Annotated in this window: 18 protein-coding genes and 1 pseudogene; 9 read left to right on the top strand and 10 right to left on the bottom strand. The window is 38.0% G+C overall.

Features of this window, described 5'->3' with window-relative positions; all coding sequences use genetic code 11:
* Window positions 1-140: 140 nt before the first annotated feature.
* Window positions 141-1,556 carry a TlpA family protein disulfide reductase gene (locus tag PSF86_RS05775; RefSeq protein WP_277899107.1) on the top strand — a complete coding sequence of 472 codons (1,416 nt, stop codon included), beginning with the start codon at window positions 141-143 and terminating at the stop codon, window positions 1,554-1,556.
* Between the two features lie 222 nt (window positions 1,557-1,778).
* Here PSF86_RS05775 and PSF86_RS05770 read toward each other — a convergent pair whose 3' ends face one another.
* The 6 genes from PSF86_RS05770 to PSF86_RS05745 all read right to left on the bottom strand — a co-directional run bounded on the left by PSF86_RS05770 (window position 1,779) and on the right by PSF86_RS05745 (window position 8,814).
* Window positions 1,779-2,384, bottom strand: coding sequence for a nitroreductase family protein (locus PSF86_RS05770; RefSeq protein WP_277899106.1), 606 nt, complete (start codon window positions 2,382-2,384; stop codon window positions 1,779-1,781).
* A 12-nt stretch (window positions 2,385-2,396) separates the two neighbouring features.
* On the bottom strand, window positions 2,397-4,367 hold the full coding sequence (locus tag PSF86_RS05765) for an aconitate hydratase (RefSeq protein ID WP_277899105.1): 1,971 nt from the start codon (window positions 4,365-4,367) through the stop codon (window positions 2,397-2,399).
* Window positions 4,368-4,553: 186 nt separating this feature from the next.
* On the bottom strand, window positions 4,554-5,405 hold the full coding sequence (locus tag PSF86_RS05760) for a dienelactone hydrolase family protein (protein ID WP_277899104.1): 852 nt from the start codon (window positions 5,403-5,405) through the stop codon (window positions 4,554-4,556).
* A 94-nt stretch (window positions 5,406-5,499) separates the two neighbouring features.
* The gene (locus PSF86_RS05755) at window positions 5,500-6,186 is read right to left on the bottom strand and encodes a YiaD family glycine zipper/OmpA-like lipoprotein (protein WP_277899103.1); all 687 of its coding nucleotides are present in this window, start codon (window positions 6,184-6,186) and stop codon (window positions 5,500-5,502) included.
* A 20-nt stretch (window positions 6,187-6,206) separates the two neighbouring features.
* Complete coding sequence (locus PSF86_RS05750) at window positions 6,207-6,701, bottom strand: lipocalin-like domain-containing protein (RefSeq protein ID WP_277899102.1); 495 nt, start codon at window positions 6,699-6,701, stop codon at window positions 6,207-6,209.
* A gap of 106 nt (window positions 6,702-6,807) precedes the next feature.
* Window positions 6,808-8,814, bottom strand: a complete 2,007-nt coding sequence (locus tag PSF86_RS05745; protein ID WP_277899101.1) for an alpha-ketoacid dehydrogenase subunit alpha/beta — start codon at window positions 8,812-8,814, stop codon at window positions 6,808-6,810.
* A 150-nt stretch (window positions 8,815-8,964) separates the two neighbouring features.
* Between PSF86_RS05745 and PSF86_RS05740 the strand changes: the two genes are divergently transcribed.
* From PSF86_RS05740 to PSF86_RS05715, 6 genes are all read left to right on the top strand, one after another.
* Window positions 8,965-9,915 carry an isopenicillin N synthase family dioxygenase gene (locus PSF86_RS05740; protein ID WP_277899100.1) on the top strand — a complete coding sequence of 317 codons (951 nt, stop codon included), beginning with the start codon at window positions 8,965-8,967 and terminating at the stop codon, window positions 9,913-9,915.
* A 231-nt stretch (window positions 9,916-10,146) separates the two neighbouring features.
* On the top strand, window positions 10,147-10,476 hold the full coding sequence (locus PSF86_RS05735; RefSeq protein ID WP_277899099.1) for a translation initiation factor: 330 nt from the start codon (window positions 10,147-10,149) through the stop codon (window positions 10,474-10,476).
* Window positions 10,477-10,573: 97 nt separating this feature from the next.
* Window positions 10,574-11,506, top strand: coding sequence for a DUF1835 domain-containing protein (locus PSF86_RS05730; RefSeq protein ID WP_277899098.1), 933 nt, complete (start codon window positions 10,574-10,576; stop codon window positions 11,504-11,506).
* A 1-nt stretch (window position 11,507) separates the two neighbouring features.
* Complete coding sequence (locus PSF86_RS05725) at window positions 11,508-12,389, top strand: nucleoside phosphorylase (protein WP_277899097.1); 882 nt, start codon at window positions 11,508-11,510, stop codon at window positions 12,387-12,389.
* Between the two features lie 13 nt (window positions 12,390-12,402).
* Complete coding sequence (locus PSF86_RS05720) at window positions 12,403-13,311, top strand: hypothetical protein (protein ID WP_277899096.1); 909 nt, start codon at window positions 12,403-12,405, stop codon at window positions 13,309-13,311.
* A complete protein-coding gene (locus PSF86_RS05715) occupies window positions 13,311-14,162 on the top strand; it encodes a substrate-binding domain-containing protein (protein ID WP_277899095.1) in 852 nt (283 codons plus the stop codon). Before PSF86_RS05720 ends, PSF86_RS05715 begins: the two co-directional genes overlap by 1 nt.
* On the opposite strand, the gene ung is transcribed toward PSF86_RS05715, so the two are convergent.
* Window positions 14,149-14,814, bottom strand: a complete 666-nt coding sequence (ung, locus tag PSF86_RS05710) for a uracil-DNA glycosylase (RefSeq protein ID WP_277899094.1) — start codon at window positions 14,812-14,814, stop codon at window positions 14,149-14,151. The two genes, PSF86_RS05715 and ung, sit on opposite strands and share 14 nt — an antisense overlap.
* Before the next feature lie 239 nt (window positions 14,815-15,053).
* Between ung and PSF86_RS05705 the strand changes: the two genes are divergently transcribed.
* Together PSF86_RS05705 and PSF86_RS05700 are read left to right on the top strand one after the other, a co-directional pair.
* Window positions 15,054-17,225 carry an endonuclease MutS2 gene (locus PSF86_RS05705; RefSeq protein ID WP_277899093.1) on the top strand — a complete coding sequence of 724 codons (2,172 nt, stop codon included), beginning with the start codon at window positions 15,054-15,056 and terminating at the stop codon, window positions 17,223-17,225.
* Window positions 17,226-17,434: 209 nt separating this feature from the next.
* Window positions 17,435-18,316, top strand: coding sequence for a sugar phosphate isomerase/epimerase family protein (locus tag PSF86_RS05700; RefSeq protein ID WP_277899092.1), 882 nt, complete (start codon window positions 17,435-17,437; stop codon window positions 18,314-18,316).
* A gap of 91 nt (window positions 18,317-18,407) precedes the next feature.
* On the opposite strand, the gene PSF86_RS05695 is transcribed toward PSF86_RS05700, so the two are convergent.
* The 3 genes and pseudogenes from PSF86_RS05695 to tamL form a co-directional block, all read right to left on the bottom strand.
* Complete coding sequence (locus tag PSF86_RS05695) at window positions 18,408-18,551, bottom strand: hypothetical protein (protein WP_277899091.1); 144 nt, start codon at window positions 18,549-18,551, stop codon at window positions 18,408-18,410.
* Between the two features lies 1 nt (window position 18,552).
* Window positions 18,553-18,639, bottom strand: a pseudogene (locus tag PSF86_RS17790) (type II toxin-antitoxin system RelE/ParE family toxin); the annotation flags it as partial.
* Between the two features lie 6 nt (window positions 18,640-18,645).
* The gene (tamL, locus tag PSF86_RS05690) at window positions 18,646-20,937 is read right to left on the bottom strand and encodes a translocation and assembly module lipoprotein TamL (RefSeq protein ID WP_435369340.1); all 2,292 of its coding nucleotides are present in this window, start codon (window positions 20,935-20,937) and stop codon (window positions 18,646-18,648) included.
* Between the last annotated feature and the right edge of the window lie 45 nt (window positions 20,938-20,982).

Raw genomic sequence — 20,982 nt, 5'->3', positions numbered from 1 at the left:
CGCTCCAAAGGAGAAAGAAATATGACCTACATACAATCAATAAACGTTAAATGCTCTTATTTAACTTCCCCTTAACATTAAACTAGAAGTGGCTTTTATAGATTTGTTGGAACTGATGCTTGAAAACATCATATCGTTATATGAAGTACTTTTACTTAACGTTAATTATCGCCCTTTCCTATAGTTGTACAAAATCTCCCTCGAAGGCTTATTTTGCAGGGGAAATTGTAAACCCTAACAATGATTTTGTCTATCTATACTACAATAATGCTGTTATAGATTCTTCTAAAATAGACCAGAACAACCGGTTCTTTTTTGAAGTTGACGATATACATGACGGGCTTTATCATTTTGACCATAATGAATATCAATACATAATACTTGAAAAGGGCGATAGCCTTTTAATGCGGCTTAACACCTTGGATTTTGATGAATCTTTGGTCTATTCAGGCATTGGTGCCAGTAAAAACAATTTTTTGATTGATATGTTCCTTATTTATGAGGACGAAGAAAAAGCCGTAAACAAGTTTAGTGAATTGGATCCTGATGAATTTGTAAAAAAAATAGATTCGCTTAGGAGCATGAAGCAGGAACTGCTAAACGATATTAACCAGGAAAACATATTATCGCCCGTAGCATTACACATTACTCAAGGGGCTATTAATTATAGGTATTTTACCGATATGGAAGAATACCCGTTTATAAACAAAAGAAGGAACGGACTCCATGAAGTATCTGAACTTCCCAAAAATTTTTACCAGTTTAGAAGGCAAGTAGACTACAATGATACCTTATTAACCTATTACCGGCCTTATTTTAATTACCTGGTAACCCATTTTAATAATTTGTCTTATAACTATTGTAAAAATCAATGTAACGGGGATTTGGTTAAAATTCAAAGGTCTTTGCATTACAGCACACATAAATTACGACTTATAGACAGTGCTATTACAAAAAATAAAACCATACGGGACAATCTAACAAGAAATGTGGCGTATTCTTATCTTCTCGGAGACCATACCGCCAACTATAACCAAAGGTTTCTTGATTCTTTCAGTAAATATGCGCCAGACAACCAACATCAAAAGGAAATCACTACTTTTTACAATAACGTACAACAGCTTCAAAAAGGGCTTACACTGCCCCCCATCCATCTCATTAACTTGAAAGGGGAAAAAGTTACAATCGACTCTACCTCGTATTCAAAGAATACTGTTTTTTATTTTTGGAACCTGCATCAAAGAAACCATCAAACAAATGTGTTAATGCGTATAGCAAGGTTGAAAAGAGATTATCCAAACTATAATTACATTGGTATAAATGTGAACGAAAACCGCAAGGAATGGCAACAGAGCCTAGCTTCCATTTCTAAATTGGACGATACTTTAAGTCAGTATCAAACAGATAATATTGAAGAATTATTGGCCACCTTGGTGATAAAGAGCCTGAACAAGATAATTATCGTTGACAAAAATGGAAAAATTATTGAAGGTTTTGGAGATATCTACCACAGTAAACGACTGGAAATAAGCCTTTCTGAAAGCATGAAAAAATAAAAAAACTTGCTTTTAATGACATTTTCATAAGAAATCTAAAAGTGATTCTTTTCTGTCAAATACAGCCCTATCCGAAAAATCTATTCAATCGGGTTGTTAAAATTTTCAAACCTCCGGTTTTCAATATAATACTTCAACAACTTACCTGAACAATATAATCGGATAGGGCTCAAGATGACATTATTTTAAGTTTTTGGTGCTTTTTTAATGTTCCGTAGTATTTTATTCTTTCCAAGCATCCTTATAAGCAAAGTCCTTTTGGGGAATACGCTCCCTTTCACTTTTTTCCATATCGAGCAAATCTTCGTTTAATTTTTCGAAATCCCCTCCGTAATATCCTGCGGCTATAGCCGTGGCTACATGGTACCCTTTTGGTATTTTAAATGTTTTTTGGGCTTTTTCCCAATCAATGCCTGCCATTTGGTGTATGCCTATATTCATATATTGTGCCTGCACGCTCATATTCCCAACAGCGAGGCCAAGATCGTGGAGCGCATGAAAATTAACCTCCCCATCTTCCCTTTTTTCCTTATAAGCTGTTATTATAAGTATAGGTGCATTAATCACCCAGCTTTTATTAAAGTTGCTTAAGCAAGCTACTATTTTATCGTAAGCATCGGTTCCCTTTTCAGCATAAATAAAACGCCACGGTTGAAGATTGGACGAACTGGCAGCCCATCTTGCTGCTTCAAAAAGTTGTTTTATTTCTTTTTCGGGAATTTTATCGTCCTTAAACATACGCGGACTCCAACGTTGCTTTAAAAGTGCGTATATTTCATGATCGGTTTTTGCTATTTTATCCAATTGTAATTGTTCTAATCCTGTCATAACTATTATTTATTAAGATGCTAGTTTTTCTTTAAAATCATTTATAATTCCACCTTTAAGAATTAAATTAACCTGTCTAACGCTTAGACTATGCATGGCTTCTATGGCAATTTCTTTGTTTTTATATGATATATGTACCTTGATAGGGTTTCCGTTCTTTACATCGTCTCTTAGGCCTTCAAGCCTTAAAATTGCCCCTTGATGGATTTTCTCATAATCAGAAGGGTTAGTAAATTCTAAAGGAAGTATACCAAAATTTACCAAATTCTGCCAAGCAATACGCGCATAACTTTTGGCAATTACCGCTACTTGTCCTAAATATTTTGGAGCAATGGCCGCATGTTCCCGGCTACTTCCCTGTGCATAATTTTCACCGGCAACAACTACATGTCCACCATATTGATTTTTGGCTTCCATCGCCCTATCGTAAAAAGTTTCATCAATAACCGTGTACGAAAATTTGCTTATCTCCGGGATATTGCTCCTGAACGGAAGTACCTCTGCACCGGCCTTCAAAATTTCGTCGGTAGAAATATTATCCTTCATTTTTAACAAAACTGGAACTTCATACGAGTCTTTTAACACATCTATATGTGGCAGTGTTTTAATATTCGGACCTTTTTTTAAGCTTAACTCTTCCGTATTTTTGGAAGGCGCTACCAACATATCGGTATTTATAATATCAATTTCCGGGGCTTCATACTTGGGATATTTTAAATTGAAAAGCTTTTCCAGATCCCGCGGATCTGTAATCTTTCCCGTTAATGCAGATGCGGCGGCTGTTTCCGGACTGCATAAATGTACTTGGTCGTCTTTTGTTCCAGAACGGTCCGGGAAGTTTCTTGGCATGGTACGCAAACTTATGGTCCCGCTTGCCGGTGCCTGGCCCATTCCTATACAGCCCATACATCCTGATTGATGAAATCTGGCTCCTGCTTTTATTAAATTGGCAAAAGCCCGGTTTTCAATCATGTTTTGGATAATCTGACGTGAAGTTGGATTGATGTCGAAAGATACATCGGGATTAACAGATTTATCTTTTACAATGGCTCCGGCAATCCAAAAATCCCGTAAACCGGGATTGGCCGATGAACCAATTACTACCTGGCTAATGCTTTTCCCTTCTACTTCCCTTACCGGGACAACATTGCCCGGACTCGTTGGAAGTGCTATAAGCGGAATGAGTTCATCCAAAATAATTTCATCTTCCAAATCGTAATTGCAACCATTGTCTGCTTTTAGTTCTGTCCAATCTTCTTCCCTGTGCTGCGATTTTAAAAACCGTCGGGTCTCCTCATCACTAGGAAAAACAGTGGTTGTTGCGCCCAATTCTGCTCCCATATTGGCAATAACATGCCTGTCCATGGCGCTTAGGTGCTTTAGACCATCGCCGTAATATTCAATTATTTTTCCTACCCCGCCTTTTACGTCATAACGACGTAACATTTCCAAAATAATGTCTTTTGCACTTACCCAATCAGGAAGTTTTCCTGTAAGTTTTACGCCCATAACCTGTGGCATTTTCACAAAATATGGCTGACCGGCAATTGCTGCGGCCACATCGAGCCCCCCGGTACCAATGGCCAACATTCCCAACGACCCGGCTGCTGGGGTATGGCTATCTGAACCGACGAGCGTTTTTCCTGGCTTCCCGAAGCGTTCCATATGAACGGGGTGGCTTACACCGTTTCCCGGTCGGCTATACCACAAGCCAAATTTTTGTGCTGCTGAATGCAAAAAAACATGGTCGTCGGCATTTTTAAAATCTGTTTGTAATAAATTATGGTCCACATATTGAACGGCAACTTCCGTCTTGGCACTGTCAAGCCCCATTGCTTCTAGCTCTAATTGTACCAATGTTCCGGTAGCATCCTGCAAAAGGGCTTGGTCTATTTTCAGGCCAATTTCCTTTCCGGGGGTCATTTCCCCCTCTAAAAGATGCGTTTTAATTAGTTTTTGCGCTACGTTTAGTGGCTTGTTCATTTTGTTGTTCTTTTTTTGAGTTTGTTATGCTTTAAGGTACAATAGATTTTACATCTAAAGGCTTATTTTAAAGTACTTTAACACGGTTTAAGGATTGTTTAACATTCTCTTAAAAAAACAAAAACCGATTGAACCTAAGTCAATCGGTTTTCTTATTATTATTTTATAAAAAATTGAAGTATGCCCCTAAAAAACTTCGGCAAGGAGTTTTTTAAGTTCCGCCCAAGATTTTTCGTCAGCTTCTTGATTGTATGCCAAAGGAAGATTGAATTTTTCGCCCAAAGAATCGGCTTCTTCACTTGTAAAGGCATGAACGGCATCTTCATAAACAATATATTCGTAATCCACGTTCAAACTATCTAAAGCATTTGTGTAATCAATTACAGATTCTTCCGGTATAAACGGGTCGTCGGCACCATTGCATACCAAAATTTTGGCTTTTATGTCTTTTGTTGGCATCACCGGTAATTTCACCCCGCTATGAAAAGCGGCAACGGCATCCAAGTCTTCGCCCATATTTGCCATGGTGAGCACCACGCTACCACCAAAACAATATCCTATGGCCGCAATTTTACTGGCATCTACATGAGGGTTTTCCTTTAGGGCCTTCATGGCAGCATCAAACCTGGCCTTGCCCACTTCTATGTTGTTCATTACCATTCCCGAAAACTTGCCGGCATCATCCGGGTGTTTTGCCTGTTTTCCATCTCCGTACATATCTACCGCTAAGGCTACATAGCCCAGTTTTGCAAGCATATCGGCTCGCATTCGGCTGTAATCGTTATGCCCCCACCACTCGTGCACCACTAAAACCCCTGGGCGTTTGCCCTTAAGGTTTTCATTATAGGCAATATATCCTTTTAGAGTCGTGGTATCTGCTTTATAGGTAATTTCACTGCCTTTTATTTTAATATCCTCAACGGGTTTTTCTACCGTTTTTTCATCTATGGGGTCCTTTTCTTTTTTATCTGATTTACATCCTGTTAAAATCAAGGCAATCAGTAAAATTGATAAAAATCTATATTTCTTGCTGAACATATTTTTTGGTTTTTAGTTGATTAAGAACGTATTGATTTACAAACAAAAAGAGTCCGATTGAAAAATCGGACTCTAAATTTAATAAAATATTATTTTATTCAGATTTTGCTTCCTGTATCATTTCGTCGCTCGCAACAATACCCAATTCCACACGTCTGTTTTTTACACGTCCTTCTTCGGTATTGTTATCGTATTTTGGTTGTGTTTCTCCGTACCATTTGGTTGTCATCCGCGAAGAAGCAACTCCATGCGATGCCAAAAAGTCCCTTACGGATTTTGCACGTTTTTCTGAAAGCGTCATGTTGTAAGCATCAGATCCTGAACTATCTGTATGTCCTTCAATTAAAATATTAGTTTCATCGTACTCTACAAATACTTCGGCCATTTTACCGAGCGTTTCTTGACCTTCAGCAGAAATATCGGCCGAGTTCAGAGCAAATTTCACACCGCTGTTTTCGTCAAAAGTAACATTAATCCCTTCCCCGATCCTGGTTACTTCTGCTCCTGGAATTGCCTCTTCAATGGCTTCGGCGTTTCTGTCCATTTTGTTTCCAATCCTGTTCCCTACGGCGCCACCAACGGCTGCACCAATAATTGCGCCTAAAACCGAATTGTTCCCGTCGCCAACGTTATTCCCGATAACACCTCCAATAACTGCTCCAGAACCAGCACCAATGGCCGTTCCACGCTGGGTGTTGTTAGAATTTTTAATAGCTTCACAACTTGCAAGCATCAACAACGAAGTTAATACAAGGCTGCTTTTATACAATATTTTTTTCATAATGTTAATTTAGTTTTATTTTAAAGTGATGATATTTTGTTGTAGGTATATACTACGGTTACCATTTCCCCCTCTACATTGGCATTGGTACTAATTACCATTTGCTGTGCAGATAAAGAGTTGATATTAAACACATAGCCGTACCCCCCACCTATATCGTTTTTCTTTTCGTCGATAAACTTAAATTGAAATTTACTCGGGTTACCACTGGCATCGTCTTGGATAGACCAACGTATGTTCCGCTGTCCGGGAGCACACTCGCCCGGTTTTTGGATATTGTAATACCCCGTGCTGTTGTTGGAACGAAAAAACCATTCGCTCCCTTCAAAACATTTTGAAGATACATCGTTGAACAAAACCGATTTAAAATAACCCTGATTGTTTTGATAATCTATATGGGTAAGTTGCCAAGTACCGTCTAAGGATTTTCTGGAATCTCTATTCTCCTTACTTAAGCCGCAAGAGGCCATAATTATTGAAGAAAAAAGCATAACAATATATACTTTACTTTTCATGATTGTTTAGTTTATAGTTAAAATATCTTCCATCTAAGGTAATAAAAACGCGCTTTAATTAAAGTATTCGCTTGTTAAATTAACATTTTTTTAAACATAAATTCTATCAATATGCCAACAAATTTATTAACATTTTCTCAAACCTTGATTTCGCTAAAAAATTAGATTCTAAAGACTTGGCAAAAGGTATGGGCGTATCTAAACTTGCCACCCGTTGCACAGGCGCATCCAAATACTCGAAACAATTTTCCATAAGTAATGCGGAAATATCGCTGGCAACACCGCCAAACAATGTATCTTCCTGTAATATCAATGCTTTCCCTGTTTTTTTTATTGAAGTGAATATCGCTTCTGTATCCAATGGAGAAAGTGTTCTCAAATCGATTAAGTCGGCTGAAATGTTTTCGTTTAGGTTTAAAAATTCCAGTGCCCAATGCACGCCTGCCCCATAAGTGATAATACTTACATCTTGCCCCTGCTTTAACAAAGAGGCTTTGCCCAAAGGCAAATTGTAATAATTTTTGGGTATTTCCTGGGTAATGCTTCTGTATAATGCTTTGTGCTCAAAAAACAATACGGGATTGGGATCTTCTATAGCAGATTCCAAAAGCCCCTTGGCATCGTATGGAAATGCCGGATACACTACTTTTAAGCCCGGTGTTTTTGTAAACCAGGCTTCATTGGTTTGCGAGTGGAACGGTCCGGCCCCTACTCCAGCCCCACAGGGCATCCTCACGACAACATCGGCAGATTGCCCCCAACGGTAATGCGACTTTGCCAAATAATTTACAATGGGATTGAAACCGCTTGAAACAAAATCGGCAAACTGCATCTCTATTACTGCTTTCATCCCGTTTATGGAAAGTCCCATGCCTGTGGAAATAATGGCCGATTCGCATATGGGCGTATTCCGTACGCGGTCTTTTCCAAATTGGTCCACAAACCCTTCAGAAACTTTAAAGACCCCTCCATATTCGGCAATGTCCTGCCCCATAAAAACAAGATTCCCGTGCTTTTCCATGGCCTGCCTCAAACCTAATGAAACAGCATCTACAAAACGGGCCTCGATTATATCGTCTTCACTTTTAACTTCCTTGTATGCGTAATCTTTATAAACATCGTTTAGTTCTTCATTTTCATTGCATGCAATATCGTTTTCAGCGTAGGCAATTTGCAAATTTTCATCTATTTCTGCCTGGATTTCGTTTCTGTACCTTTCTTCAACTTCATCCAACAAAATGGCTTCATCGTGTAAAAAACGGGTATAATTGCTAATGGGATCTTTTTCTTTCCAGGTTTCCATCAATGCATCGGGAACATATTTTGTGCCACTTGCCTCCTCATGCCCGCGTATCCTAAATGTTTTAAATTCCAGTAAAACCGGACGTGGGTTTTCGCGCATACCGGCAGTAATTTCCGATACGCGGTTGTAGACCTCCAATATATTATTTCCTTCAATAATATGTGCTTCCATGCCATAACCTTTACCTTTATGGGCTATATGCTTGCAATTAAATTGCTCGGCAATTGGGGTAGAAAGCCCATAACCGTTATTTTCTACGCAAAATAAAACCGGCAACGACCATACAGACGCAACGTTCATGGCCTCATGGAAATCGCCTTCACTGGTGCCGCCCTCCCCGGTAAAAACGGCTGTAACCTTTTTTTCATTCCTTATTTTATGGGCAAGGGCAATACCATCGGCAACGCCCAGTTGCGGGCCCAAATGAGAGATCATCCCGATTATTTTATAATCCTGTGTGCCAAAATGAAAGCTTCGGTCCCTTCCTTTGGTAAACCCCCCGGCTTTTCCCTGCCATTGCGCGAACAAACGGTGCAAAGGTATTTGCCTTGTGGTAAATACCCCCAAATTACGGTGCATGGGCAATATATATTCATCGTTGGCCAACGCCATTGTTACACCTACAGAAATGGCTTCCTGCCCAATCCCGCTAAACCATTTGGAGACTTTTCCCTGCCGTAAAAGAATCAGCATTTTTTCTTCTATCATCCTGGATTTGAGCATGTTTTTGTACAGCTCCAAAAGTATTTGGTTACTTATAAAACGGTTGTCGTAATCAAATGGATATGAAATAGATGGTTTTGAGATCATAACTTGGCGTTTGACTCAAATGTAGAAAAAATAATTTTAGCTTTTGTTTATTCTTTTTTGAAATACTTCTTATTTGAAATTGTGGAATAGTACTATAAATCGCTACATTTGTTATATGTGTTAGGCTCTGGCCACTAAAATTTTACAAAGATGAATAAAGTACCCAGCGTAGATTTGAAAGATTTCCTTTCGGACGACCCAGCCCGCAAGCAAAAATTTATTGATGAAATAGGAAAAGCCTATGAAGATATTGGTTTTGTTGCCTTAAAGGGACACTTCTTATCAGATGAATTGATAGACGATTTATATAGCGAAATAAAAAAATTCTTCAATCTTCCGCAGGAAATAAAAGACCAGTACGAAATTGAAGGCATTGGAGGACAACGCGGCTATACTTCTTTTGGGAAAGAACACGCAAAAGGCAGAAAAGAAGGCGATCTAAAAGAATTTTGGCATTTTGGGCAATATGTGGAAGACAACCCAAAGCTGGAAAAAGAATACCCTCCCAACGTTGCAGTTAAGGAACTCCCCAAATTTAACGAAGTGGGAAAAGAAACCTATAAGCAACTGGAAAAAACCGCCAAATATGTTTTAAGGGCATTGGCGTTGCATTTGGACCTTGAAGAAACTTATTTTGACAAGTACATAAAAAACGGGAACTCCATTTTGCGGCCTATTCATTACCCGCCCATTATTACAGAGCCAAAAAATGCCGTAAGGGCCGCAGCGCATGGCGATATTAATTTGATTACGCTGCTAATGGGCGCCCAAGGACGCGGACTACAGGTGCAAAACCACGAAGGGGAATGGATCGATGCTATTGCAGAACCCGATGAATTAATGATCAATGTTGGGGATATGCTATCAAGGCATACCAATAATAAATTAAAATCTACCATACACCAAGTTATAAACCCGCCAAAAGAGCTTTGGGGCACTTCAAGGTATTCGGTACCTTTCTTTATGCACCCCATTAGCGATATGCCATTGGACGTGCTCGATAACTGTGTAGATAACGAACACCCGAAATTGTATGAAGATATAACCGCTGGCGAATTTTTACATGAACGGCTTATAGAATTAGGGTTGATAAAAGTATAACGTGAAAATTCATAGTAAACTACCTCGGTGCAAGCACACTAGGCATTGGTAGGAAACAAATTTTTAATTTCGAGGCAAGCCTCGGGGTATTATACCCTTTGGCGGTGCCAATAAAAAGAGTTATGGACGTGGCACAAACCTTTTTTAACTCTTAATTATAATTTTTCGGCAATAAAATAAACAACGATTACGCTTTTATAGCGTAACAATAAAAAGGAATACAAAATAAACATGGACTTACAAGATCAATTGAAGAATCTATTTCCAGAGCATGATTTTCAAGAAGAAAACCACGATGAAGGGACTGAAAATAGCATTTGGATGCAGGAAGCTCCCCTACTTTGTAAGTATGAAAAAAGAAAAGGCAAACCAATAACCATAATAGACGGTTATACCGGGGCCACAGAAGATTTTAAAACATTGGCAAAGGAGCTCAAAACAAAATTGAGCGTTGGAGGCTCTTTTAAAGATGATAAAATTATTATTCAGGGTGATTTTCGTGATAAAATCATGGAAATGCTAAAAGAAAAAGGATTTAAGGTAAAAAGGGTCGGTGGTTAATAAATTGTACCGAAATGCATTTGCATCGATTTAACATGCTTTGGTATTGCATTTTGTATGATAATTAATACATTTACCTTCCAAATCTATTAATTAAATGGCTAAAACACTTCATATTACAAACGGAGACAGCTTTACTTCCATATTAAAGAAGCTGGATATTTCAGGTGATATTATAACTTGGCGCGAGATGCTGTGCGAAGGAAAAACTATTAACGAAGTTGGTAGTGAGTCTTTTTGGCGCCAACGATACGAGTTTTTAAACAGGACATACAAAATAAGTAAGGATACCTTTATAAACCGTACCCTAAAAGAATATAGAAATTTATGCAATCAAAAAAGCCAAGAAGAAATTGTACTCTGGTTTGAATACGATTTATTTTGCCAGGTAAACATGATGGCCGTTTTAAGCTGGCTAAAGAAAAACCGGCCCGATGCCGATATTTTTCTTGCTTGCTCGGGAAATCAGGATAATTCAGAAAAATTATACGGCCTTGCCGAACTTTCAAAAGAACAATTAAAAAAACTCTACGAAAACAAAGTCCTGCTCTCCAAAGACGATATTGAGTACGGGGACTATATATGGCAATTGTATTGCGAGAACAACCCGATAAGACTTCAAAATGCAATAAAACAAAACCAAAGTCAGCTTTCCTATTTATCAAAAGCCATTGAAGCACATTTACACAGGTTCCCAAGCTTAAAGAACGGCTTAAACGAATTGGAAAACAAAATGCTTCAAAAAACAATACAGCAAAAACCCGAATCGAAAGATCAATTGGTCGTAGAAATGCTAAAAGATCAGGGTTTATATGGTTTTGGAGATATGCAATTTACCAAAATGGCCAATAGCTTAAGACCATTGTTTAGATCTTTTAACCCTGCAAAACTTACAAAAACTGGAGTCAAAGTAGCCGAAAAAATAGAAAATTATTATCCAAACATACGCAACGAAAAAGAATATTTAGGAGGTACACCAAAATATTCTTTTTTATTTTTAGATGATTCTTCACAATTGCTAAAATTATAAAATGGGTAATAGTATTGCTGATTCTGAATTGATACTGAACGCAGACGGCAGTATTTATCATTTAAACATTTTATCAGAAGACATTTCGCCTACCATTATTACCGTAGGCGATCCGGACCGGGTTGCGCACGTGTCTAAACATTTTGACCGTATTGAAATAAAAAAGCAAAAACGCGAATTTGTTACCCACACTGGATACATTGGCAAAAAGCGCATTACGGTTATTTCCACGGGAATAGGCACCGATAACATTGATATTGTTTTGAACGAACTGGATGCCTTGGTCAACATAGACTTTAAAACCAAAACTGTTAAACAGAAACTCCGGTCGCTCGATATTGTCCGTATTGGAACAACCGGAAGCATTCAACCGGAAATTCAAGTAGACACTTTTCTCATGAGCGAATATGCCGTTGGTTTTGATAGCCTTTTGCATTTTTACAAAAGCAGGCATGTTCAGCAACAAGAAATTCAGCAAGAAATTATTAAACAAACAAACTGGAACAAGGACAAATCGGTTCCCTATGTTGTAAAGTACGACGAGGGACTGGGAAAAAAATTGCTTTCAAAGAAAGTTCAACTTGGCTTTACGGCTACCAATGTTGGTTTTTATGGGCCGCAATCGCGTAAGCTGCGCCTAGATACCCAAGACCCGAGCCTAAACAATAAGCTTGCTGCATTTAAATTTAAAGGGTTAAAAATTACCAATCTGGAAATGGAAACTGCCGGAATTTATGGGCTTTCCAAATTGTTGGGGCATAAAGCCGTTTCCATGAACTGTATCTTGGCCAACCGTGCCAACGGAACTTTTTCTAAAAACCCGGAAGCCGCTACCGAAAAGCTTATACAATACACCCTGGACAAAATAGCATCAATACAATAATTATAGCAAATGCATGAAATTTAATAGATTTATCAATAGTGCTGTTAAAATTATAAAATATACAGCTATTTACTATTTATCGGTAAAGATGATTGTATTTGCAATAGCAAAAATTTTACGGTTACAATTTACTATACCTTATGTAGACTCTTATACGCCTTTAGCTGAACTTTCTGGACATCAACATATGTGGTCATTTTTTGGAAGATCGTATAGTTATAATCTATTCATCGCGATTTCCGAATTGTTAATAGGAATACTTATTGTATCAAAAAAAACAAGGTTAGTAGCTTTATTACTATGTTTTACGGTTTGTTTAAACGTAGCCATATTAAGTTTTGGATTTAATATCTACTTTGCCCAATGGCATGCAGTTATGGACCTTCTTATAACAATGGCATTCTTAAGCCATTATGTTCCGGATTTATACAAGTTTTTTATACAAAACGAAGGGAAAATTTATCAAACAAACAAGAACAAAACAGCTACAATTAAATTGTGGCTCCCATACATTATCATAATAACGCTTACTTCTGTCTATTTCATCTTTTGGTACAATTACACAAGTCCCCAAACAAGTAATAAAATTGCAGGAGCTTACGAAGTAAAAAGTATAAAAATAAATGATTCCACAATCTATTTTAAAAAAGGAAAGGTGGGGATAAAACCCATGCTTTTTTTAGAGCAATATAATGCAGCTGTTTTTTCAATCGAAGATTCTATTTATTATGGGTCATATTATCAAAATAATGACACTTTGAGAATTGCAATTAAAAACCCAGCAATTAAGAGTATGGAGTTTATGAATGGAATTATAAAAAATGATAGTATTATTGCAGGAAAAACAAGAAATAATGAAAGTGACTTTCAGTTATTTTATAAAAGAATTAGCAGTAAACATAATTATTTAAATGGTTTATAATGAAAAATATACAAATTGTCGGGGTACCAGAACATTTTAACCTACCGTGGCATTTGGCCATTGAAGAAGGTGCTTTTGAAGAACGGGGAATAGATTTACAGTGGACAGATGTCCCGGAAGGAACGGGGAAAATGTGTACAATGCTCCGTGAAGGCAAAACAGATATTGCCGTGATTTTAACCGAGGGAATCGTAAAGGATATCGTGGCCGGAAACCCGTCCAAAATAGTGCAGGTTTTTGTTCAGTCGCCATTATATTGGGGCATTCATGTTGGCAAGACATCTGTACACAATACTCTTGAAGACTTAAAAGGCAAAAAAGCGGCCATTTCCAGATATGGTAGCGGCAGCCACTTAATGGCTTACATAAACGCCGACAATAACGGTTGGAGTTACAATGATTTGCAATTTGAGGTCATAAACAACCTACAAGGTGCAATCGATGCACTGACCAACGGGACCGCCGATTATTTTATGTGGGAACATTTTACCACAAAACCAATTGTAGACAAAGGCATTTTTAGACGAATAAGCGATTGCCCCACCCCATGGCCATGTTTTGTTATTGCCGTAAGAGACGAAGTACTTAAAAAAAGCCCGGCAATTGTTAAGCATGTTCTGGAAGTTATAAATGTTTATACTTCCGATTTTAAGGATATCCCGAGCATTGATAGAATGCTTGCAAATAGATACAAGCAAAAGGTTCAGGACATTCAGGAATGGCTTTCCATTACACGGTGGAGCCAAGAAAACATAGCGCCCATAACGGTTAAAAATATCCAAGAACAGCTGGTAAAGCTCAATATTATTGAAAAATCGGTTCCCTATTCAGAAATCGTTACCAAATTATAGGCTCCTTTTTGCTGTCCAGTAAAATAGTATTGCATTTGCTAAAATGATTGTTGCCAAACCAATAACCCCTATTGGCACTTAACGGCGATGGATGCCCCGATGTTAGCACATAATGTTTGTTGGTATCTATTAACCTTGTTTTTTGTTTGGCATAGCCGCCCCAAAGCAAAAAAACAACCCCTTGCTTATTGTTCGAAATGGTTTTAATAACGGCATCTGTAAATGTTTCCCAACCTTTTTTCTGGTGGCTCCCGGCCTGATGCGCCCTTACCGTTAATGTTGCATTTAGCAACAAGACCCCTTGTTTTGCCCAAGGCTCAAGGTTCCCACTTTTTGGATACGCCTTGCCAACATCGTTTTCTTGTTCCTTAAAAATATTTATAAGCGATGGCGGGTGTGCAATGCCATCGTTTACGGAAAAACACAGCCCGTTTGCCTGATTCGGCCCATGGTAAGGGTCCTGCCCTATTATAACCACTTTTACTTCATCAAAGGAGCAATAATCAAAAGCAGCAAACACCTGTTTCCCGGGAGGATAGCACGTGTGTGCGGTATACTCTTGCTTTACAAAAGCTGCAAGCTGTTCAAAATAAGGCTTTTCAAATTCATTTTGCAGTTGTGCTTTCCAGCTTTCGGCAATTTCGACATTCATGTGCATCCGTTTTTAAATGTAAATATAGTAGTTTACATTTTTTCAACTTACTTCTTCTATCAGAAATGTTTAGCAGCACTATTATAGATAAAATTTAATTGACTTTTTAAACTTTTTCACCATTCCTTCCTATAACTTAACAACTTCATAACCCGATAGCTTTATAACCTGAGTTCGATTATTATAACTCCAAATTAGTATGTAAATTTGCCTGCTTTAAGTATCGGTTAGGATTAATTATGAATAAAATACACGAAAAAACTTTACAGGACCTGGAATTTTCTAAAGTACTCCAACAAGTATCGGCTTTATGCAGTACGGAAATAGGAAAAGAAAGCGCCTTGAAAATAACTCCGTACAGAAAAAAAGGCGACTTATTGGCTTCATTGGCCTTGACGAACGAATATCTGGCCTCTTTTGATAATGAAAACACCATTCCTAATCATTATTTCGAACCCATTTCAAAAGAAATCCAACTATTGGGAATCGAAAATACCCTTGTGGAAATAGAAGGATTTAGAAAAATTGCTTCCATGTCGGCCACTACAAACAGCCACATTCTTTTTTACAAAAAATTTCATGAATATTATCCAACCTTGCACGAAAAGGCACAAGAGATTGAATATACAAAGGAGATTATTCAAAAAATAGATGAAGTAATAGACCGCTTTGGAGAAATTAAAGACGATGCATCTGATGCCCTGTACAAAATACGAAAGGAAATGGGATCGGTCCGTGCAAAAATCAATCAAAGTTTTGCAGGTGCCTTAAGCACATATTCCTCGGCCGGATTGCTAGACGACATACGGGAAACGGTTATAGACAACCGCCGGGTGCTGGCCGTAAAAGCCATGTACCGAAAACGTGTAAAAGGTGGCATTATGGGAAATTCCAAGACCGGGAGTATTGTATACATTGAGCCTGAAGCCACAAAAGAATACAACCGCGAACTGAACAACCTGGAATACGAAGAGAAAGAAGAAGTTCAAAAAATATTAAAAGAACTTACCAATTTTTTAAGGCCCTACAAACCCCTACTAATTGATTATCAGCTATTTTTAACATTAATAGACACGGTTTCGGCCAAGGCAAAATATGCCAATAAAATGGGCGGCCTATTGCCAAAAATAAATAACGATAAGCGTTTTAACATTATAGATGCCTACCATCCGCTTTTATATTTAACCAACAAAGCCAAAGGGGAAAAAACATATCCGCAGACCATAGAATTGCATCAGGAAAACAGGATTATCGTTATAAGCGGTCCCAATGCAGGTGGTAAAAGTATTACGCTCAAAACAGTTGGCTTATTGCAGGTAATGCTACAAAGTGGTATGCTCGTCCCGGTACACGAACGGAGCGAAATGTGCCTTTTCGACAGAGTCCTTACCGATATTGGCGATAACCAGTCCATAGAAAACCATTTGAGCACATATAGTTACCGTTTAAAAAACATGAATTTTTTCCTTCGGAAATGCAATAGCGAGACCTTATTCTTAATTGATGAATTTGGTACCGGAAGCGATCCCGAACTTGGTGGAGCCCTAGCTGAAACTTTTTTGGAGGTTTTTTATGAGCGGGAAGCCTTTGGCATCATTACAACGCATTATGCAAATCTTAAAATGTTGGCAAACGAGTTACCTCATGCCATTAACGCAAATATGCGATTTGATAGCCGCACGCTGGAACCCGTATTTAAGCTGGTATTGGGCGAGGCCGGAAGCTCCTTTACTTTTGAGGTTGCACAAAAAAACGGTATTCCCTACAGCCTTATTAACCGTGCAAAAAAGAAAATTGAACGCGGAAAAGTACGCTTTGATGCCACCATTGCCAAACTGCAAAAACAACGTAGCAAGATGGAAAAAACTTCTTCGCAGTTAAAAGAGGAGGAAGTAAAAGCACGGGACGAAGCAAAACGTATGGAAGAACTTAATACAAGGCTAAAAACAAAATTGGAAAGTTACCAGCAGTTGTACGACCATAATCAACGGATGATTTATTTGGGAAATAAGGTCAACGATATTGCAGAAACTTATTTTATCGACAAAAAAAGGCGCCCGTTAATCTCAGAATTCCTCCGGATTGTTGAAACTGAAAATTCCAAGCGCAAAAAGGAATCGGCCGCAAAGAAAAAAGCAGCACGTGCCAAGAAAAAAGAAATCGAAGCCGAAGTGCAAAAAGAAGTGAAAATTATCCGCCAGAAAAAGAAAAAGGAGAAAACCGAAAAAAGCAAACAGCCCGAAAAACCAAAACCTGTATTAAAAATTGGCGACCGTGTACGGTTAACCGACAGTAAATCGGTTGGCAGCATCGATTCCATTGAAAAAAACAAGGCCATTGTAAATTATGGCATATTTACCACCAGTATAAGTTTGGACCAACTAGAATTGGTAGAAGCCAAAAAGAAGTAACCACATTCTATTAATTCCAAGAAGTTATACTCTGACTTAAATAAAACTTGGTGTGGAAACCTTTGCTGGGCAATTTCATTTTTTGATTGAAGTATTGATTTTTGTGCAAAAACTTAAATGAATACCAATTATTATAAAAAAATGCTAAAAATCCTATCCAATTTTTCTACATTTGATAGTTATAAATTACTAACTATTTACGCATCACTATGAAATTTACACACTTAAAACGTGCCATAAAAACGTTTATGGCCTTCTCGTTCATTCTATTATCTGCTTGTGGAAACAATGCGTTTCAAGACAAATTTGGCGGTCTTGCACTGTATACCGTAAGAGACGATATGGGAAAAAACACAGAAGTAACTTTAGACTCTGTCGCAAATGCAGGTTACAAATATGTGGAAGCTGCCGGGTACAACAACGGTAAATTCTATAATATGACGCCTGAGGCCTTTAAAAATTTATTAGCTGAAAAAGGTTTAACCCCCATAAGCACACATCAGGGAAGCGCTACTTTGGATAATATCGACCAAGAAATTGCCGATGTTAAAGCTGCTGGGTTTACCTATTTTGTAATCCCTGTTCCGCCAATGGGGCATTTTAAATACAATGCCGAGACAAAAACAATGGGCATGGATCCAGATTTGGATTTTATGGTTAACTTCTTAACTACCGTAGGCAAAAAATGTAAGGAAGCCGGTTTGCAACTATTGTACCATAATCACGATTTTGAATATAAAAAGAATGAAAACGGAATTGTTCCCATTGAGTACTTTTTGGAAAATACCGATCCGGAATACGTGAATTTTCAAATGGATATTTTTTGGGTAACAAAAGCCGGGGCCGATCCCGTAAAATATTTTGAAAAATATCCGGGAAGGTTTAAACTATGGCATGTTAAGGACATGAGCAAAGACGGTAAATTTGCCCCCGTTGGGGAAGGCACCATCGATTTTGGTAAAATCCTGGCCAAAAAAGAACTTTCCGGAATGGAATATTACCTGGTAGAGCAGGATCAAACTTTTTACCATACTCCGTTGGAAGCCATTAAAATAAGCCATAACGGACTTAAAGAGTTTGGATTTGAATAAAAATCGTTTCAAACTCATTTAAATATTAAGAAGGTGTCTAAAAAAATGAAACTTCTTTATCTCACTAATATTTAGTGCTGAAAAAGATATTTTAGACACCTTCTTTTCGTACTCCTTTGAGCATGATCCCAAGCCGGAAAGCAAGAGAATCGGCATCATATTTGTCACGCATTTCAGTTCCTTTCTTTCCGTATTTTTCAATAAGGATATCTTCAAAATTTGTTAAACTATTCATATCAACTATTTTTTTCTTTTAAATATTCTTTTTTTAATTTCTCAGCAAGTTTGATTTCTCTTTTTGGTGTCTTTTGAGTTTTCTTTACAAAACATCAAAAAGGATACCCGAATGCAAAGTTGAGAATAGGATGGCTTAAATCGAAATTATAGCGTTTTTCGTAGGGCTTGTGTATGGGAGCAGCCAGATCGAAACGAATTACAAAACTTTGGATATCCACACGCAATCCAGCGCCCACGCCCACGCCCAGCTCTTTTAAAAACCCGGATGAAATTTCGCCACCGGGTATTGCAGGATTTTCTTTAAGCAACCAAACATTCCCGGCATCGGCAAACAAGGCACCTTTTACATAAGAAAATATTGGAAACCTATATTCCAAATTGGCCTCTAAGCGTATGTCTCCAGTTTGGTCGAGGTACGATCCGCTCGAATCTGTATCGTCGTCATCATTATTATCATCATCAATTCTGTATGTTCCGGGCCCCAATGATCGAATTCTAAAAGCCCTAACGCTAAAAGGGCCTCCAGCATAATATTGCTCCGAATAAGGCATACTGATGGAGTTTCCATAGGCATACCCAATCCCCCCAAAAATACGGGCTACAAGAGCCTGCTCGCTGTCAATTCTATATTGATATCTAAAATCGACATCAGTTTTAACAAATTGAGCATATTCGAGCCCGAATATCTTTTTTTTACCTTCTTCATCTGGTTTCCCGGCCATTAAATTCAGCAGGTTTCCGGCTATTTTAAAATTGGTAGAAAAATAAATGGGGTTCCGTTTTTTGGTATTCGATATTTCGTTGTACACAAAATTATAACTGAGACCCGCTATAAATTTTTGTTCAAAACTGTTCTCTAAAAAAGGATTATCTATTAAAAGCTGGTCAAATTCTTCCGAAGTATTGTACAAACTGCTATAATTAAGCCCAATGGGAATTAATTCATGATATACATACCGATTGGCATTCCATGTATACCCAAAATTGGTAATAAAAGATGTTGATGTATAAAATTCTTCCCTGTTTAGATATTCCACGCCAACGGTAATTTTGGTTTTTGGTACCTCGTAATCAAAGCCAAGGTCAAACTTGAGCGGAAATAAAATACGGGGAAAAATAAGATCGGTCCTAAACCCCAATTGCGTACTGGTAAGGCCAGCATCGTCTGTTCCTCCGGCAATTTGCTTTTCGTACCCAAAGCTTATGGTGGTATTAAATATTTCGCCACCCTTAAATAGGTTCCTGTTGGAATAACTTAGCGCCAAGGCGGGACCAACGTAATTATTCGACTTTGAATTGGCCTGTACCTCTGCCCGCAACGAATGTTTGTTCATTGGCGATAAATATATTTTGGCATCCAATAAACCTAAAGAATCCCCTTCCTGAAACGGTTTTGCATCTTCAAAACGTATGGTGGTGTATTTATATGTGCCTATTTTAGACAAGCGGTTACTTGTGTATTTAGAACGTGTTGGGTTATAATATTGCCCTTTCTCAAACAAAACAAAAGGTGCCAGACGCTTGGGCTTGAAAAAATTGGTGCGCTGTATGTAATCAATTCCATTATAATGAATGGTATCCTTTGGAAGCGAATCGTTGTTCACCGAATAATCGGTGTAGACCTCAACGGAGTTTAACTTATATGGAATTTTTGACTTTCCCGGAACCTCATCCTTCATCTTTAAAAACAAATCGAATTTTTTTTGCTCGTATTGATTGGTGTCGGCTTCAAAAATCAAGAAATCATCATTAAAATTGTAATATCCCTTGTCCTTTAAATAATCGTCTATGCGCTCGCGTTCATCTTTAAGCAAGTCCAGGTCAAACCGTGTTTTTTTATCCAATAAAGTCTCGCTCAGGGAAGTTTGAATACTGTCGTAAATTGCCATACTATCGCTTTCAATAGTATAGGTCTCCAATCGGTATGGCTCGCTAACGCTTACATTATATTTTGCCGTAGCCCTTTTCTTTTTTTTATTTACTTCGGAAGTAATACTGTTTTTGTAAAAACCACGGTTCTCGAGACGGTTGTTGATAAGGTCTTCGGTTTTTTGAACGTCCACATCTGATAAATACACGGGCTCCTCCCCTATTTTTTTATTGAAAAACCTATTGATAAACCCCGGATTTTCCTTTTGAGATTTATAATGTGAAAGCAAACCCCACCGAACCCCCAAAAACTTAGAGTTGGGCTCGGGACGTAACAAGCCGTTTAATTCTTCTTCAATTTCCTTTTTGTCTTTTATTTTTGTTTCGGTCTCCAAATCTATTTCCCCACCGGTATAAAGTGCCTCATCTTCGGGAATGTATTTGTTTACACTGCAAGAAACCCCTAAAAAAATAGCCAAAAAACAGAAAAATAGCTGTATATGCCTTTTGTTTATCCTTTTTATAATGAAACAATAAAGCAATCCTGTTGCAATAAACAA

The organism is Galbibacter pacificus, from assembly GCF_029603165.1.
In the GTDB taxonomy this organism is placed as follows: domain Bacteria; phylum Bacteroidota; class Bacteroidia; order Flavobacteriales; family Flavobacteriaceae; genus Galbibacter; species Galbibacter pacificus.
The sequence above is the reverse complement of the archived record's forward strand: the minus strand, read 5'-3'. Positions and strand labels throughout refer to the sequence as shown.